We start from the raw sequence: 15,938 nt of genomic DNA, 5'->3' as shown, positions 1-15,938 counted from the left end.
AATGATTCTAACAATCAACCTGAAACAGATAGGTCAGCGAAAACAGAAAATCGCCCCAGTAGAATTTGACTACACTCCCGTTTCCCAAACCCTCCGAGAACTCGTCACAGAGACCGTCAAACCTTGCGTCAAAGCTTACAACGAACAGGCTTCCACAGGAGAAAACCAGACAAATCCCCTGTCAGAAGAGCAAATAATGGAGGAAAATTATGTTTTGGGATAAAATATCCGGTTTATATGACATTTTTGAAATAATTTATAACGGCAGAGTTTACCGGGGGCTTGGGGAGAGGGTGGCAGAAGAAATCGGACAGGATGATACCGTTTTAGAATGTGCCTGCTGAAAGCTGAAAGAACAGTGTAAATAGAACTGTAGGCCAGGAATCTAAAAAACAGGTTCCTGGCTCTAGTTTTACCCTGAAATGTAAATTTTCTGTGAATATGATTAAAAAGTCTTCTACAAAACGTTACTGGATAAACCGGGAAGGTTTTTTGAAAACAGTGCGTAATCTTCTGGCAGTATGGCTTTTGACAGGACTATGGCATAGAGGAAATTGGGCAGATATGGGTGTATCTGCAGCATCTGTTCCCATTTTTTGGCCAACCCAGCGGTTTTTCATACTATGCAGGGGAATCTGGCGGCGGAATATTCAACAGACGGATCCCATGTGCTGGGAAGGCATTATGCAGACTGGGTACAGTGGGTTCGGGAGCAGGAATAGCGGATTATCATTGACTAATCTCCTTTCAACTGTTAAAATTTGATACGAAAATGAATTTGCAATTATCCGATAGAGAGGAGAATCCTATGAAAAAAATAGACGGGGGCATTACCGCCCCAAAAGGTTTTCTGGCAGCAGATACGGCGGCGGGAATTAAATACAAAGACCGCCGTGACATGGCCATGATTTTCAGTGAGAAGCCCTGCCGGGCCGCAGGCACCTTTACGAAAAATGTGGTAAAAGCGGCTCCGGTAAAGTGGGACAGGGAAATCGTAGAGAACGGCCCCTTTGTCCAGGCCGTTGTGGTCAATGCGGGAATTGCCAATGCCTGTACCGGGGAGGAGGGCATGTCCTACTGCAAAGAGACGGCGGAAAAAGCAGGGGAATTATTAAATATACCGGAGGATGCTGTGTTGGTGGCCTCCACCGGGGTCATCGGGATGCAGCTTCCCATGGACAAAATCTCTAAGGGAATAGAAGATATGGTTCCAAAGCTCTCCCATACCAGAGACGCTGCCCACACTGCAAGCCTTGCAATTATGACTACAGACACCCACGAAAAAGAAGTGGCCGCAGAGTTTGAAGTGGATGGGGTTACCTGTACCATAGGGGGTATGTGCAAGGGTTCCGGCATGATACACCCGGATATGTGCACCATGCTCAGTTTCCTCGCCACAGATGCCGCAATCTCCAAAGAACTGCTTTTGGAGGCATTAAAAGAAGATATTGTGGACACCTACAATATGGTTTCCGTGGACGGGGATACCTCCACAAATGACACGGTTTTACTTTTGGCAAACGGAATGGCGGGGAATACAGAAATTACAAAGAAAGATAAAGGGTATGCCGCTTTTAAGGAAGCTCTTAACTATATCAATACCACCCTGGCAAAAGAGATGGCAGGGGACGGGGAAGGGGCCACAGCCCTTTTTGAGGTAAAAGTCATGGGGGCAGAAAGCAAAGAGCAGGCCAGGGTTTTAAGCCGTTCGGCGGTATCCTCCAACCTGGTAAAAGCGGCGGTTTACGGCCACGACGCCAACTGCGGCAGAATCCTCTGCGCCTTCGGGTACTCCGGGGCGGAATTTGATCCGGAAAAAATAGATTTATTCTATGAGAGCGCAGCGGGGAAAATCCAGGTGGTAAAAGACGGGGCCGCTTTAAAATTTGACGAGGAGCTGGCGGAACGGATTTTATCAGAGCCGGTGGTAAGCGCCATTGCAGATTTTAAATCAGGGGAATTTGACGCAACGGCCTGGGGCTGCGATTTGACATATGATTATATCAAAATCAATGCGGACTACCGTTCTTAGTTTTGCAGTTCAGGAGAAAAACAGAAAGAAGGATAAAAAATGGAAGATGATACAATGAAACACATACTGGAAAAAGCGGAGGTTCTGATTGAGGCGCTGCCTTATATCCAGCGGTTTAACAGAAAGATAATCGTAGTAAAGTATGGCGGCAGCGCTATGCTGGACGAAAACTTAAAGCGCCAGGTCATTGAGGACGTGACCTTGTTAAAGCTGGTAGGCTTTAAGCCCATTATCGTCCATGGGGGAGGAAAGGATATCAGCAAGTGGGTGGAAAAATCCGGGATGGAGCCGGAATTTATTAACGGGCTTCGGAAAACAGACGCCGCCACCATGGAGATTGCGGAGATGGTGTTAAACAGGGTGAATAAGTCCCTGGTGCAGAAAGTCCAGGTCTTAGGGGTAAACGCCGTGGGTATCAGCGGAAAAGACGGAGGGCTTTTAAAGGTGGAGAAAAAGTACTCCGACGGAAAGGATATCGGGTATGTGGGGGAGATTACAGAGGTGAATCCCAAAGTATTATATGATCTTTTGGAAAAGGACTTTCTTCCCATTGTGTGTCCCATTGGAATGGACGACAAATTTGACACCTACAACATCAATGCAGATGATGCGGCCTGCGCCATTGCAAGGGCCATGAAAGCGGAAAAGCTGGCGTTTTTAACAGATATTGAAGGGGTGTACAAAGACCCTTCCGACAAGGCTTCCCTGATTTCCGAACTGCCTATCGCAGAGGCAAAGAAGCTCATTGCAGGGGGTAATATCGGCGGCGGTATGCTGCCCAAGTTAAACAACTGTATCGACGCCATGGAAAACGGCGTTTCCAGAGTACATATTTTAGACGGAAGAATTCCCCATTGCCTGCTCCTTGAAATCTTTACAAATAAAGGAATCGGAACAGCGATTTTAGGGGAGAAGGAAGAGAGGTATTATCATGAATCGTGATGGGTACATAAAAGAGGCGGAGCAGGATCTGCTTCATACTTATAATCGGTATGGCGTGGTCTTTGAAAAGGGAAAGGATGTTTATCTCTTTGACACCGAAGGGAAAAAATACCTGGATTTTGCCGCAGGGATTGCCGTCTGTGCCTTAGGCTACGACAATGAGGAGTACAGCGAGGCTTTAAAAAGTCAGGTAGATGATTTAATCCACACCTCAAACCTTTTTTACAATGTGCCGATTATAAAAGCAGCGGAGCGGGTGAAAAAAATAAGCGGCATGGACCGGGTGTTTTTTACAAACAGCGGCACCGAGGCCATTGAAGGAGCCATTAAGGCGGCAAAAAAATATGCCTATACCAGAGACGGACATGCAGGGCATGAAATTATTGCTATGAACCACTCTTTTCACGGGAGAAGTATCGGGGCATTGTCCGTTACCGGAAACAGGCATTACCAGGAGCCCTTTGAACCATTGCTCCCAGGGGTTTGTTTTGCAGATTTCAATGATTTAAGCAGTGTGAAAACCCTGGTGACAGAAAAGACCTGTGCCATTCTTTTAGAGACAGTTCAGGGGGAGGGGGGAATTTATCCCGCATCCCCGGAATTTTTGGAAGGCGTGGCAAAGCTGTGCAGGGAAAAAGATATTCTTCTTATTTTAGACGAAATCCAGTGCGGCATGGGAAGAACGGGAAAAATGTTTGCATGGCAGCACTATGACATTAAGCCGGACATTATGACAGTGGCAAAGGCCCTTGGCTGCGGCGTACCGGTAGGGGCATTCCTTATGACAGAGCGTGTGGCGGAAAAATCCTTATGTCCGGGAGACCACGGCACCACCTACGGCGGCAATCCTCTGGTGGGAGCAGCAGTGGACAAGGTGCTTGAGATTATGGAGCGGGATAAACTGGCAGACCATGCCAAGGAAATGGGGGATTATCTGTGGAAACGCCTGGAAGAGCTGAGAGACAGATATGATTTTGTTATTGCCCACCGGGGGCTGGGGCTGATGCAGGGACTTCAAATCACCCTTCCTGTGGGGGAGGTATCCGCTAAGGCTCTCTCAAAGGGGCTTGTATTAATCACTGCAGGATCTGACGTGCTGCGCTTTGTGCCCCCCCTTATTATAGAGAAGGAAGACGTTGATACGATGACAGAGATTTTAACAGAAGTTTTTGAGGAAATGAAGTAATGGGAACATCAGAAAAAAGAAAAGAGTTTTCTTTTTACCTTCTTCTTTTATTTACCACGGCCCTGATGGTAACATCCCACTATGGGCAGACGAAAAGTTTTGTCCTGGAAAAGGAGGAAGAGCAGGAGAGGCAGGAAAAGGAAGTAGGACAGGAGCAGGAGGAGGAAACCCAGAAAACTTATCAGCCCGGGGAAGAAATTGTCTTTTGGTACTACGGGCCGGAAAACAAAGAATTTTTTGAAAGCTGCGGGGAATCCTTTCAGGAGGAGACAGGGGTTTTGGTAAGGGTAGAGGAGCAGCAGTCCTTCAACTATTTTTCCGGGGTTTACGAAGCGTCTAAAACCCAGGAGCTTACACCGGATGTATATCTTTTGCCGGGGGAGCAGTTAGAGCAGGCATACCTTACCCAGATACTGGCGGAAAATCAGGTTAGCTTTCCGGAAGATTGTGCCGAAATGGCGGCTAAGACCTGCAGTTTTTTAGATGACGGAAAATATTACGGCTATCCCCTTTACTTTAACACCAGTGTTTTTGCCTACCGCAAGGACTATTTTGAGACGGCTCCATCCTCCATTCAGGAGATTATAGACTATTCCCTGGAGCATGAGCCTGGGGAAGGGGTGGAAAAACTTTTGGAGTGGGACCTGTCAGACCCCCGCTGCAATTTTGCCTTTCTGGGGAGCGGCATTACCTTTTCCAAAGAGGAGGGTTTAGTGTATCCCGAATATGAGGAGGAGACATTTGAAAACTGCAAGAATTTTTTCGGAAACCTTACCGCAGTGATTGCCTTAGACGAGGAGGAACCTGGAAGCAGAAAAGTGGCGGAGGATTTTGCCGGGGGCAGGACGGTGGCAGCTCTGCTCTCCCCAGAAGAGTTAGGAGAGCTGGAAGAAAACTGGGGGGTGGAGAAGCTTCCAAAATTAAACGATGAACTTTCCATGTGCCCGGTATCGGAGACAACGGTGCTGTGTGTCAACGGCGTGACGGAACATGCCGGTGCGGCACAGGATTTTGCCGCTTACGCATCCTCACTTGCCTGGGAAGAAAAGCTTTCGGATATGACAGGACATTTCCCGGTGATAAAAACCGCCTTAAAAGGAGGGCTTCAGGAGACGGCTTTTTTGCAGTATGAGGAGGGCAGAAAAAAGCCTCAGGGATTAAATGTCACAGATTTCTGGGTAAAATTCCAGAGTCAGGCCCTTAAGGTGTGGCATGATTCTGAATAAACAGAGATATAAAAGGAATATATATATTAAAGATAGGCAATCATATAATGAAGAGTAAAGATCCATACCCTGCAGTCATGCAGGGTATTTTGTTTGAACAGACGGTCACATATTTTCAAATGCAGGGATTCAATGGTGATATTAACCAAAAATTAGTTGGAAAAATTATGAAAAACCACAAAACATCCAATAAAAGATAAAAAATGTATTGCTTTTTTTGAAAAACATGTTATAGTAAATATATCAACTGAAAACGTTACCGGGAACGTTACAGGAAACGTTTTCAGAAAAACTAATTGATTCACTATTAAGTAGGAGGATGAAAAATGAAGAAAAAGAGCGTAGCAACATTATTATTACTTTCCATGGCAGCAAGCTTATTTGCAGGATGCGGCGGCGGAGATAATGATTCCGCAGCAGATGCAAATAAGACAGACAGTGCAAGCAATGCGGCACCTTCAACTGAGGCGGCAGATACAGGAGACGACGCAGCAGCTCCCGCAGCAAGCGGAGACGGAGCAGTTTACTATCTTAACTTTAAACCAGAGCAGGATCAGCAGTGGCAGGATCTTGCAAAAGCTTACACAGACGAGACAGGGGTTCCTGTAACAGTTGTAACAGCAGCTTCCGGAACATATGAATCTACATTGAAATCTGAGATGGCTAAGACAGAAGCTCCTACCTTATTCCAGGTGAACGGACCGGTGGGACTGGCATCTTGGAAAGATTACTGCTTAGATTTAAAAGACACAGACCTTTACTCTCATGTAAAGAGTGATGACTTCGTATTAAAAGACGGAGATGCCGTACAGGGTATCGCTTATGTTATTGAGACATACGGCCTTATCTACAACAAGACAGTACTTGATGCATACTGCAAGATGGACGGCGCAAAAGTAGATTCCATCGACAAAATCAACAACTTTGCAACATTAAAAGAAGTGGCAGACGACATTCAGTCACGTCTTGCAGAGGTAAGCGAGGCAGCAGGCCCTGATTACAATCTGGCTGGTGCATTCTCCTCCGCAGGTATGGATTCCTCTTCTGACTGGAGATTTAAAACTCACCTTGCAAACCTTCCAATCTACTATGAGTACAAAGATAAAGGAATCGGTGAGACAGATGCCATCGAAGGAACATATCTTGACCAGTACAAACAGATTTTTGACTTATACATCACCGATGCAACCTGCGAGCCTGCTATGATTGCAACAAAGACAGGGGATGACTCCACTGCTGAATTTGCTTTAGGCGAGGCAGTATTCTATCAGAACGGTACATGGGCTTACCAGAACATTATCGACGCTGGATTACTTACAGATGATGACCTTGGCATGATGCCAATCTACATCGGCGCTCCCGGAGAGGAAAACCAGGGACTTTGTACAGGATCTGAGAACTACTGGTGTATCAACAAGAACGCTTCCGAAGCAGACATCAAAGCGACAGAAGATTTCTTAAACTGGGTTGTTACAAGCGACACAGGCCGGGACAGCATTGCAAACCAGATGGGATTCGTAACACCATTTGATACTTTTGACGATGGATATACACCTGCAAACGTATTGGTGGACGCTTCCAACGCTTCTATCGATGCAGGCCAGACTCAGGTATCCTGGAACTTCTCTACCATTCCTTCTGAGGGATGGAAAGACGGCGTGGGCGCAGCTTTAACAGAGTACGCACAGGGCACCGGCGAATGGGATGCTGTTAAGACCGCATTTATTGACGGATGGAAAACAGAGTACGAAGCTACTCATAACTAAGATTTGTCAGGGATTTTGCGGAGGCGGGAATACCCGCCTCCAATATAGAAAGAAAGGAAAATAATTATGGATAAGGCGATTAAGAGATATTTTCCCCTTTTTGCATTACCGACTTTGGTGGCATTTACAATAGGATTCATAGTTCCTTTTGCTATGGGTATCTACTTATCATTTTGTAAATTTACAACTGTAACAGATGCAAAGTTTGTGGGACTGAGCAATTATGCAAAAGCTTTTACAGATGGTACATTCGGTCATTCCCTTTGGTATACTGCATTATTTACGATTGTTTCGGTATTATTGATAAATGTTTTGGCATTTGCCATTGCGATGCTTTTAACAAAGGGAATTAGAGGAACAAACATGTTCCGTACCGTATTCTTTATGCCGAACTTAATCGGTGGTATCGTGTTAGGTTATATCTGGCAGCTTATTTTAAACGGTATCCTGGCAAACTTCGGAAGAACTCTGGTATACAGCGCTACATATGGATTCTGGGGTCTGGTTATCCTTATGTGCTGGCAGCAGATAGGTTATATGATGATTATCTATATTGCCGGTATTCAGAATATTCCAGGAGAATTGATTGAAGCGGCAAAAATCGACGGAGCGACAGCTCCCCAGGTACTGACGAACGTAACACTTCCCATGGTAATGCCTTCCATTACCGTGTGTACATTTTTAACTTTAACCAATGGATTTAAACTCTTCGACCAGAACTTAGCACTTACAAACGGCGCTCCTTCTGATATGTCCCAGATGATGGCGTTAAATATTTATGACACATTCTATACCAGACAGGGATTTGAAGGCGTAGGTCAGGCAAAAGCAGTTGTATTCTTTATCATTGTGGCAGTTATCGCAGTTGGACAGAATGTCATCACCAGAAGTAAGGAGGTGCAGCAGTAATGGCAAAAAATCCAGATAATCAGGTTAGCGCGGTGAGAAAAACAAAACACGGCACAGCTTTAACTATCTTTTTTACCCTGTTGTCCATTGTTTATGTAATGCCTATTATCATTGTTGTGATGAACTCTTTTAAGAGAAAAGCTTATGTAAACCGTTATCCTTTCAAAATTGGTACGGGCAAGATGTTTGTAGGACTTGAGAACTATGTGGAAGGTATTAAGAAAACAGAATTTTTCAACGCTTTCGGATACTCCTTGTTTATCACAGTATGTTCCGTGGCAGTGATTATCCTCTGCACATCCATGTGTGCATGGTATATTACAAGGGTGCAGACGCCATTTACAAAGGCTATGTATATGTTATGTCTCTTTTCCATGATTGTACCTTTCCAGATGGTAATGTTTACACTTTCTAAAATTGCAAATATGTTGCATTTATCGAATCCTGTTGGTATAATATTAGTATATTTGGGATTTGGAGCAGGATTGGCGGTGTTTATGTTTACCGGATTTGTAAAGAGTATCCCACTGGAAATTGAGGAGGCGGCTATGATTGACGGATGTACGCCGATTCAGACATATTTCCAGGTGGTATTCCCAATCTTAAAACCAACTGCAATTACCGTGGCAATTTTGCAGGCTATGTGGATATGGAACGACTACCTCCTTCCGTATCTGGTATTGGATATTAAGAAATACAAGACGATTCCCATTGCGGTACAATACTTAAAAGGCGGTTACGGCTCTATTGACTGGGGCGCTATGATGGCTATGCTGGTTTTGGCAATTATTCCCATTATTATATTCTATATTGCCTGCCAGAAGTATATTATCGAGGGTGTTGTAGCCGGAGCAGTAAAAGGTTAATAATGTTATGCAGTTAAAAAATGCGCCTCCCAGACCATAAAGGTTTCGGAGGCGCAATTAAATACAGGCAGGTATAGGCGAATGGTGACAATCAAAGATATTGCAAGGGAGTCGGGGTATTCCGTAAGCACGGTATCCCGGGTCTTAAATAACAGGAGAGATGTGAGTCCTGTGGCAAAAAAGAAAATTGAGCAGGTGGTGGCGGATTATAATTTTGTCCCCAACAATAATGCAAAACATTTAAAGCAGATGGGAAGCAAGACGGTTGTCATTCTGGTAAAAGGTAACGGAAATATGCTGTTTGCAAATATTGTGGAAGAGATTCAGTGTATGGTTCAGCGGACCCAGTATACCCCTGTGGTGACATATTTGGACGAAAGTGAGGATGAAGTGCAGCATGCTATCCGGATTAGCCGGGAGAGAAAGCCCATGGGAATTTTGTTTTTGGGCGGAGCGCCGGATAATTTTAAACGGGAGTTTGACCAGGTGGGCATCCCTTCTGTGCTGGTGACAAACCAGGGTAAAAATTTTGGCGTGGAAAATCTGGCCAGCGTGGCCACAGATGACGTGGCTGCGGCGGAATGTGCGGTGGATTACCTCTTTACAAAGGGACATAAAAAAATTGGGATTATCGGGGGAGACCTTTCTTTTTCTTATACCAGCAGACAGCGGTATAAAGGTTGTATTCAAAGTTTTGAGAAACACAAGATGGTTTTTGATGAGTTACATAATTATTCTGATGCCAGATTCAGTTTTGAAGGCGCATATCAGGCGATGGTAAACTTAATGGAAAAAAAGCCGGATCTTACGGCGGTGTTTGCCATGAGCGATGTGATGGCCATCGGAGCGGCCCGGGCATTAAAGGATATGGGGAAAAGAGTTCCGGAGGATATTTCCGTGATTGGATTTGACGGAATCACATTGGCGGATTACTATAATCCAAAGCTTTCTACCATCAGACAGCAGTATAAGCTTTTGGCCAGGCGCAGCGTGGAAATGCTGTTTCACATGGTGGATTTTGCAGATGATCCCATTCATGAGGTGATACCCTTTGAACTTGTTACAGGTGAGAGTGTGAGAACTATTTAGACGGACAAACAGGAAAGTTTGCCAATAACGTTGACTCACGAGCGTCTTTATTTTGAACAATATGGCAATTATTATCCCTCGTGAGTATCATTGATTTAGATTAGGAGAATAGAGCGTATGAGAACAAGTGGAATATTGATGCATATTTCCTCCCTTCCCTCCGAATATGGAATCGGAACGATGGGGAAAGAAGCCAGGAAGTTTGTGGATTTTCTTGTGAAGGCGGGGCAGACTTACTGGCAGATACTGCCTATCTGTCCCACCAGCTACGGAGATTCCCCCTATCAGTCTTTTTCCAGCCTTGCGGGAAATCCATATTTTATTGATTTGGAAATTCTCTGCAGGGAGAAACTGCTCACGGAAAAAGAGTGTAAATCTTACAAATGGGGGAGTAAGAGGACAGAAGTGGATTACGGTATTATGTATGAAAACCGCTATGACCTTCTGAAAAAAGCTTTTGAGCGTTTCATGAAGAGAGTTCCCAGAGATTTTGACGCATTTTGTGAACAGGAAAAACACTGGCTGGAGGACTATGTGCTGTTTATGGCTTTAAAGGATGCCAACGACGGCGCAGCCTGGTCGGAGTGGGATAAGGCGTACCGTTTCAGGGAAGAGGCAGCCATAAAGGATGCCAGGGAGACTTATGCCCAGGAGATGCAGTTTTACAGAATGCTTCAGTACCTGTTTTTCAAACAGTGGCGCAGCTTAAAAGAGTATGCCAACAAGAAGGGTATCAAAATTATCGGAGACGTGCCCATCTATGTGGCAGGGGACAGTGCGGATGTGTGGGCAAACCCCGGACAGTTTTATCTGGATTCGGATTTAAATCCCATTGAGGTGGCAGGATGTCCGCCGGATGCATTTTCCGCAGACGGCCAGCTGTGGGGAAATCCGCTGTTCCGCTGGGATGTGATGAGAGAGGACGGATATGCCTGGTGGACGAACCGAATTAAGGCCATGTCGGAGCTTTACGACATAGTGCGCATCGACCATTTCCGTGGATTTGATTCCTACTATGCCATTCCGGCACAGGACGACACCGCAAGAAACGGAAAGTGGAAAGAGGGTCCCGGCATGGAGCTCTTTGAAGTTTTGGAGAAAAAACTGGGGAAATTAAATATCATTGTGGAGGATTTGGGCTTTTTGACCCCCTCCGTGTTGAAATTGGTGAAGGACTCCGGATTCCCTGGGATGAAGCTGGTTCAGTTTGCCTTTGACACCAGGGAGGAGAGTGATTACCTTCCCCACAATTACCAGAGCCACAGCGTGGTCTACACGGGAACCCACGACAATGACACGATTCTTGGATGGATGAAAACGGCTCCCAGGGAGAGCGTGAACTTTGCAAAACGCTATTTTAACTTGACTCAGGAGGAAGGCTATAACTGGGGCATGATGCGGGGGGCATGGGCAAGTGTCAGCGACCTTGCGGTTGTGCCTATGCAGGATCTTTTGGGACTGGGCAGCAAAGCCAGAATGAATACCCCGTCCACTTTGGGATGCAACTGGAAATGGCGGGCAAAGCCCGATGCCATTACCCCCCAGCTTGCAGGGAAGGTGCGGAAATATATGAAGACCTACGGCAGAGAGCGTGTGGATGAGAAGAAAAAGTTAAAGGATGCTTTGGATGTGGAAAATAAAAGCGCCGGGGAGACAGAAAATTAGGATATAGGGAGAAAATTCCGAAATTCCATATGGGATTTCGGAATTTTTGACGTTACAGGATTTTAGATTATTGACAATAGAATAATGAAATTTTATGATAAAAGCAAGAATATAATACATACAGAAGAGAAAAATGAATAAGAAAAAATTATCTACGGCAGTTGGCAGAATAATAGAAGATTTTGAAATGTTTTTTGGAGTTACATGGACTATGGCTTATTTTTAGATCTAAGCAAAGAAAAAGAAACGTCTGGAGAGGGAAAAGCAGGAGAAGTGGGAAGCTCAACGGAAAATGAATGTAAATGCCTCAAAAGTATTTGAAGAAATGGCAGCAGTTACCACTGTAATGGAAGATATGATACAGAAGAGCTTTTCTACTGTAAATCAAGGGACCCAGGGACAGGACTCTAATAGGAATCAGACGGATATGGGCAGGGAAAGGTGATTACCTGCACCTGTCCGCACTGCAGCGGAATTAACCATATTCAGGCAGGTAAGACAGAGGCCTGTGAGTATTGCGGCTCTGTGATAAAGGCTTAAGTGGAGTTTATGGCAGCATTACGTTTTTTAGATTCCTATATTGAATTATCCTATAAAATCGAGTATAATATTTATTATATATGTTTATGAATTAGAGAAAATGGGATGATTGGGAGGTAAGAATATAGTATGAAACGAAAGATACTATTAAGTGGGAGCAACCGGACGCTCATGAATGATTTTTTTACTCAGATGGAATTTACCTTTGAGTGCATGATTACTTCAGAGCGTTGGGATGATGCCCAGTGTCATGTCAAGTATTTTCAGCCGGATTTAATGGTTTTCTGCCTGTGGAAAGAGACAAAGAGTTCTTTGAACAATGCAGCCAGGCTGAAATTTGTACTTTCAGATAAAGATATTCCTGTGGTGCTTATTGGGGATAAACAGGACTGCGCAGATTTTAAGCGGACAGCACCGGGAATGTCCCAGGAAGAAATCTACCGTCCCATTCCCATTAAAGATATTGAGAGCAGGCTGGTAAGTTTTTTAGACAAGAGGGACAGACAGAAGAAGATTATGGAGGATGCCGTGCGGGCGGCGGAGGAAGAGCGGGCGAAAAAGCTGGCAGAAGATGCAATGGGTGAATTCGTCTTTGATATTCCCCAGATGGCGCTCCCTGCCACAATGATGCCGGAAGAGCCAAAGGAGCCGGAAGAGCCAAAACATATTCTGATTGTGGATGACGATGCCAGTATGCTGCGCATGATGAAAAATTATTTAAGCGAAGATTACCAGGTGGCAACCGCTATCAGCGGAAAGGTAGCCTTAAAGTTTTTAGAGACAAAGCACACGGATTTGGTGCTTTTAGATTACGAGATGCCGGGGGAAAACGGCGCGGATGTGCTCTCGGAAATCCGCAATAATCCGGAATTGAAAGACCTTCCTGTTATCTTTTTGACAGGTGTGACGGACAGGGGAAAAATTGAACAGGTACTCAGCAACAACATTCAGGGGTATCTCTTGAAGCCCATTAATGTGGAGAGGCTTTCAGATACAATTGTGGGGCTGCTGGAGTAAGAAATTGAGGTAGGCATATGGACAATGAACTATATCTCACGGATTTGATTGACCGGGACGTATTACAGCGTATTCAGGATGCTTTTTCCGATATGACAGGGATGGCGGCAAATACTACGGACAAAAACGGGATTTCCGTAACGGAGCGATCTCATTTTTCGGATTTTTGTCTGAAATATACTAGGCGGTCGGAGCTTGGCTGCCGCAGGTGCGAATACTGCAATAAGCGGGGCGCAGAGATTGCCATGGAAAAAGGAAATTTCAGTACATATATCTGCCATGCAGGGCTTGTGGATTATGCCGCCCCCATTATTGCAAACGGACAGCTGGTGGGAAGTTTTATCGGCGGGCAGGTGCTTCTCCATGAGATGGATGAGGCCAGGGTGCGGAAACTGGCTGCCGAGTTAAAAATTGACCCGGATGCCTATGTTTCAGTGGCAAAAAAGCTTCCGGTACTGGAGAAGGGAAAGATTGAAAAGGCGGCAAATTTTCTTTCTGTGCTGGCATCGATTCTCTCCGATATGGCTTATACAAAACATCAGTTAATGGTGGGCAACTCCGAGGTGGAGCGGGCTATTAAGATGAAATCGGACTTTCTTGCAAATATGAGCCATGAAATCAGAACTCCCATGAATGCGGTGATCGGTATGGCGGAGATGGCTTTAAGGGAGGACCTTCCCTCTGCGGCAAGGGAATATATTTCCCAGATTAAGTCTTCCGGCCAGACTCTTTTAACCATCGTAAATGATATTTTGGATTTTTCCAAGATAGAGTCTGGAAAATTAAGTATTGTGGAGGAGGAGTATGAACCTCTCTCCATTATCAATGATGTCATCAGTATGATTCTAAACCGTATCGGCAATAAAAATCTGGAACTCACCCTGGATATTCCCCTGGAGCTTCCCTATGAACTGTACGGGGACAGCAACAGAATCAAACAGATTATTGTAAATCTCATGAACAATGCGGTGAAATTTACGGCGGGGGGAGAAGTCCATTTAAGTGTGGAGTGCGAGCCCATTGACGAGGAGACAGTTCTGTTAAAGATGGCTGTTTCCGATACAGGCCAGGGAATAAAGAAAGCGGATTTGGGCAAACTATTCCAGTCTTTCCAGCAGGTGGACAGCAAGCGGAACAGAAATGTGGAGGGGACAGGGCTTGGCCTTGCGATTTCCAAACAGCTTCTCACGCTGATGGGGGGAAATATCAGCGTGGAGAGCGTATATGAGAAGGGCAGCACTTTCCGGTTTGAACTTCCATCCAAAATCGTTACCCACAGGCCTTCCATACCCCAGGTGGAAGAGACGATGACGGTGGGGAATTTAGTGGCAAATACCTATATACGCCAGCAGTTAAAAAGAGACTGCGAGAAATTCGGCGCCGGTTACTGGGAGCTTACCCCGGACCAGCTTGAGGAGAGCAGCATACACTTCCTGTTTATGGAAAAACCTCAGTTTTCCGATAAAGTGGAAAGTTTTCTTCAGAGCCATCCGGAAGTGACAGGCGTGCTTTTGGTGAAATATAATGACAAGATACAGCCCAGTTTAAATAATATCCGGGTGGTGGCAAAGCCTATCTATGCCTTAAATCTCTCTGCTATTTTAAGCGGTCAGGATATCTTTGAGGTTCAGGAAGGCATTTTGGCGGATGATGTGAATTTTGTAGCGCCGGATGCCCAGATTCTTATTGTGGATGACAACGCCATCAACCTTACGGTGGCGGAGGGGCTTTTGGAGCCTTTGCGGATGAAGATTGACACTGCCCTAAGCGGTAAAGAGGCCATTTCCCTGATTTCCGGAAAGCATTACGATTTAGTATTTATGGATCATATGATGCCGGAAGTTGACGGGGTGGAAACCACCCATATTATAAGAAGGTTTTATGACGATTACAAAGATGTGCCTATTATCGCCCTCACTGCAAACGCCGTGGGGGGCACAAAAGAGATGCTTGTGGGGGAGGGCATGAATGATTTTGTGCCAAAGCCCATTGAGATGCGGGTGATTTGTGCCAAGCTAAAACAGTGGCTTCCCCCGGAAAAGATTAAGAGACGGGAGGAAGGGGATATCATTGCCGCAAAGCAGGAGGAATGCGATGATGAGCCGGATATTGAAATTGAAGGACTGGATGTGAATGCGGCCCTGTCCCTTGTGGGCAGCAAGAAACTTTTCTTTGCCGTGTTAAAGGATTATTATCTGGCCATTGACAAGAAAAGCAATTTGATTAAGGAATATGAAACCCAGGAAAAGATAAAGGAATACACCATAGAAGTCCACGCTTTAAAGAGCGCCTCCCGGCAGATCGGGGCTATGGAACTGGCACAGAAGGCGGAGCGCATGGAAGCTGCAGGAAATGCCGGGGATATCCTATTAATTCATGAGTTTACAGATGAAGTGGTGAGCTATTACCGCTGGTACAAAAACATTCTGGCCCCCTATTTTGAGATGCCGGAAGAAAATGTGGAAGGCGGTTTGGACTTTACCCAGGAGATATTAAAAGAGCAGGCGGAAAAGATGGGCGATGCTTTGGAAGAGTTAGACAGTGACAAGATGGAGGAAGTGGTTACGGAACTGGCAAAATACAGCCTTAAGGATAATCACAAAGAACTGTATGAACACTTAAAAAGTGCAGTGCAGGATATTGACACGGAATCCTGTGAGGCGATTATGGACGCCTGGACGAAAATACAGTGGTAGAAGG

15 protein-coding genes are annotated in these 15,938 nt (G+C 45.3%); all 15 read left to right on the top strand.

Annotation, left to right across the window (positions count from 1 at the left end; translation table 11 throughout):
- Position 1 precedes the first annotated feature (1 nt).
- The 15 genes from D7Y06_RS09100 to D7Y06_RS09045 all read left to right on the top strand — a co-directional run bounded on the left by D7Y06_RS09100 (position 2) and on the right by D7Y06_RS09045 (position 15,934).
- Positions 2 to 223, top strand: coding sequence for a hypothetical protein (locus D7Y06_RS09100; protein WP_120407497.1), 222 nt, complete (start codon positions 2 to 4; stop codon positions 221 to 223).
- Positions 210 to 344: a hypothetical protein gene (locus D7Y06_RS27635; protein WP_256387217.1), complete on the top strand. Its 135-nt coding sequence runs from the start codon at positions 210 to 212 to the stop codon at positions 342 to 344. The genes D7Y06_RS09100 and D7Y06_RS27635 overlap by 14 nt, the downstream gene beginning before the upstream one ends.
- A 210-nt stretch (positions 345 to 554) precedes the next feature.
- Positions 555 to 722 (top strand): hypothetical protein, encoded by a 168-nt coding sequence (locus tag D7Y06_RS25930; RefSeq protein ID WP_158591330.1) that lies wholly within the window; start codon positions 555 to 557, stop codon positions 720 to 722.
- 86 nt (positions 723 to 808) lie between these two features.
- Positions 809 to 2,032 carry a bifunctional glutamate N-acetyltransferase/amino-acid acetyltransferase ArgJ gene (gene argJ, locus D7Y06_RS09095; RefSeq protein WP_120407496.1) on the top strand — a complete coding sequence of 408 codons (1,224 nt, stop codon included), beginning with the start codon at positions 809 to 811 and terminating at the stop codon, positions 2,030 to 2,032.
- Between the two features lie 39 nt (positions 2,033 to 2,071).
- Positions 2,072 to 2,974, top strand: a complete 903-nt coding sequence (gene argB, locus D7Y06_RS09090) for an acetylglutamate kinase (protein ID WP_120407495.1) — start codon at positions 2,072 to 2,074, stop codon at positions 2,972 to 2,974.
- Positions 2,964 to 4,160, top strand: a complete 1,197-nt coding sequence (locus tag D7Y06_RS09085) for an aspartate aminotransferase family protein (RefSeq protein ID WP_120407494.1) — start codon at positions 2,964 to 2,966, stop codon at positions 4,158 to 4,160. Before argB ends, D7Y06_RS09085 begins: the two co-directional genes overlap by 11 nt.
- The gene (locus D7Y06_RS09080) at positions 4,160 to 5,386 is read left to right on the top strand and encodes an extracellular solute-binding protein (RefSeq protein WP_120407493.1); all 1,227 of its coding nucleotides are present in this window, start codon (positions 4,160 to 4,162) and stop codon (positions 5,384 to 5,386) included. Before D7Y06_RS09085 ends, D7Y06_RS09080 begins: the two co-directional genes overlap by 1 nt.
- A gap of 326 nt (positions 5,387 to 5,712) precedes the next feature.
- Complete coding sequence (locus D7Y06_RS09075) at positions 5,713 to 7,152, top strand: ABC transporter substrate-binding protein (protein WP_120407492.1); 1,440 nt, start codon at positions 5,713 to 5,715, stop codon at positions 7,150 to 7,152.
- 66 nt (positions 7,153 to 7,218) lie between these two features.
- A complete protein-coding gene (locus tag D7Y06_RS09070; protein WP_120407491.1) occupies positions 7,219 to 8,061 on the top strand; it encodes a carbohydrate ABC transporter permease in 843 nt (280 codons plus the stop codon).
- The gene (locus D7Y06_RS09065; protein ID WP_120407490.1) at positions 8,061 to 8,927 is read left to right on the top strand and encodes a carbohydrate ABC transporter permease; all 867 of its coding nucleotides are present in this window, start codon (positions 8,061 to 8,063) and stop codon (positions 8,925 to 8,927) included. The genes D7Y06_RS09070 and D7Y06_RS09065 overlap by 1 nt, the downstream gene beginning before the upstream one ends.
- Positions 8,928 to 9,008: 81 nt before the next feature.
- Positions 9,009 to 10,016, top strand: a complete 1,008-nt coding sequence (locus D7Y06_RS09060) for a LacI family DNA-binding transcriptional regulator (protein WP_120407489.1) — start codon at positions 9,009 to 9,011, stop codon at positions 10,014 to 10,016.
- 117 nt (positions 10,017 to 10,133) lie between these two features.
- The gene (gene malQ / locus D7Y06_RS09055; RefSeq protein WP_120407488.1) at positions 10,134 to 11,681 is read left to right on the top strand and encodes a 4-alpha-glucanotransferase; all 1,548 of its coding nucleotides are present in this window, start codon (positions 10,134 to 10,136) and stop codon (positions 11,679 to 11,681) included.
- Between the two features lie 292 nt (positions 11,682 to 11,973).
- A complete protein-coding gene (locus tag D7Y06_RS25925; RefSeq protein WP_158591329.1) occupies positions 11,974 to 12,126 on the top strand; it encodes a hypothetical protein in 153 nt (50 codons plus the stop codon).
- Between the two features lie 224 nt (positions 12,127 to 12,350).
- Positions 12,351 to 13,238, top strand: a complete 888-nt coding sequence (locus D7Y06_RS09050; protein ID WP_120407487.1) for a response regulator — start codon at positions 12,351 to 12,353, stop codon at positions 13,236 to 13,238.
- Between the two features lie 17 nt (positions 13,239 to 13,255).
- Complete coding sequence (locus tag D7Y06_RS09045) at positions 13,256 to 15,934, top strand: PocR ligand-binding domain-containing protein (RefSeq protein ID WP_120407486.1); 2,679 nt, start codon at positions 13,256 to 13,258, stop codon at positions 15,932 to 15,934.
- The last annotated feature ends 4 nt before the right edge of the window (positions 15,935 to 15,938 follow it).

The organism is Roseburia sp. 1XD42-69 (assembly GCF_003612565.1).
GTDB lineage: Bacteria > Bacillota > Clostridia > Lachnospirales > Lachnospiraceae > Roseburia_B.
Note: the sequence above shows the minus strand (reverse complement) of the source record. Positions and strands in the feature narration are given on the sequence as shown.

What these genes read in the sequence shown, in the direction of transcription:
- D7Y06_RS09060 (WP_120407489.1), top strand. Translation starts at nt 9,009, where the DNA reads ATGGTGACAATCAAAGATATTGCAAGGGAGTCGGGGTATTCCGTAAGC.
- malQ (WP_120407488.1), top strand. Translation starts at nt 10,134, where the DNA reads ATGAGAACAAGTGGAATATTGATGCATATTTCCTCCCTTCCCTCCGAA.
- D7Y06_RS09070 (WP_120407491.1), top strand. Translation starts at nt 7,219, where the DNA reads ATGGATAAGGCGATTAAGAGATATTTTCCCCTTTTTGCATTACCGACT.
- D7Y06_RS09085 (WP_120407494.1), top strand. Translation starts at nt 2,964, where the DNA reads ATGAATCGTGATGGGTACATAAAAGAGGCGGAGCAGGATCTGCTTCAT.
- argB (WP_120407495.1), top strand. Translation starts at nt 2,072, where the DNA reads ATGGAAGATGATACAATGAAACACATACTGGAAAAAGCGGAGGTTCTG.
- D7Y06_RS09065 (WP_120407490.1), top strand. Translation starts at nt 8,061, where the DNA reads ATGGCAAAAAATCCAGATAATCAGGTTAGCGCGGTGAGAAAAACAAAA.
- argJ (WP_120407496.1), top strand. Translation starts at nt 809, where the DNA reads ATGAAAAAAATAGACGGGGGCATTACCGCCCCAAAAGGTTTTCTGGCA.
- D7Y06_RS09075 (WP_120407492.1), top strand. Translation starts at nt 5,713, where the DNA reads ATGAAGAAAAAGAGCGTAGCAACATTATTATTACTTTCCATGGCAGCA.
- D7Y06_RS25925 (WP_158591329.1), top strand. Translation starts at nt 11,974, where the DNA reads ATGAATGTAAATGCCTCAAAAGTATTTGAAGAAATGGCAGCAGTTACC.
- D7Y06_RS27635 (WP_256387217.1), top strand. Translation starts at nt 210, where the DNA reads ATGTTTTGGGATAAAATATCCGGTTTATATGACATTTTTGAAATAATT.
- D7Y06_RS09100 (WP_120407497.1), top strand. Translation starts at nt 2, where the DNA reads ATGATTCTAACAATCAACCTGAAACAGATAGGTCAGCGAAAACAGAAA.
- D7Y06_RS09050 (WP_120407487.1), top strand. Translation starts at nt 12,351, where the DNA reads ATGAAACGAAAGATACTATTAAGTGGGAGCAACCGGACGCTCATGAAT.
- D7Y06_RS09045 (WP_120407486.1), top strand. Translation starts at nt 13,256, where the DNA reads ATGGACAATGAACTATATCTCACGGATTTGATTGACCGGGACGTATTA.
- D7Y06_RS09080 (WP_120407493.1), top strand. Translation starts at nt 4,160, where the DNA reads ATGGGAACATCAGAAAAAAGAAAAGAGTTTTCTTTTTACCTTCTTCTT.